Source organism: Paenibacillus sp. LHD-38, assembly GCF_031157315.1.
Classification (GTDB): domain Bacteria; phylum Bacillota; class Bacilli; order Paenibacillales; family Paenibacillaceae; genus Pristimantibacillus.
In genome coordinates this window covers 1-642 of sequence record NZ_JAVIFU010000152.1, presented here as the reverse complement: position 1 = coordinate 642, position 642 = coordinate 1, and the positions used below count along the sequence as shown (strand labels likewise).

1 protein-coding gene is annotated in these 642 nt (G+C 46.1%); it reads left to right on the top strand.

The genetic code is table 11. The features are described from left to right. Positions 1 to 60: 60 nt before the first annotated feature. On the top strand, positions 61 to 642 hold a 582-nt coding region (locus RCO25_RS34670; RefSeq protein ID WP_309000581.1), incomplete at its 3' end, for a transposase.

The window sequence follows — 642 nt, the reverse complement described above, 5'->3', positions numbered from 1 at the left end:
ACGCCAATGAATGAGTACGCAAATTCGCTAAAACAAACGCTGACATCCCTCATACGAGAAATGTCAGCCGCACCAGCACCTTATGTCAAAAACCCTGAAAAAGATTTTACCCGAAAGAAAAAGCTTCCCTTTGAAACGGTCATGCAGCTCCTGATCTCTATGGGTGGCAACAGCTTATACAAGGAGATCTTGGAATCACAAGGCTATGATGTAAATACCGCAACCACCTCTGCTTTTGTCCAGCAGAGAAATAAAATCCTGCCGTCTGCTGTGGAATGCTTGTTTCACAAATTTACGCAATCGCATACGGATATCAAGGACTACCGAGGGTATCGATTAATTGCCATTGACGGTTCGGATTTGCATATCCCAACGGACCCTGCGGACACAGACACCTACTTTCAAAGCCAACCCAACACGAAAGGCTATAACCTTCTTCATTTGAACGCAGCCTATGACCTCTGCAACAGACTGTACGTAGATTCCAATGTTCAGCCGCGAAGGTTGCGTAACGAGGGAAGGGCGCTGGCTGCTATGGTCGACCGTTCCCCCATCAAGGGCAAAACCATTGTTATTGCCGATCGAGGTTATGAAAGTTACAACAATTTCGCGCATATTGAACGCAAAGGATGGAATTATGTC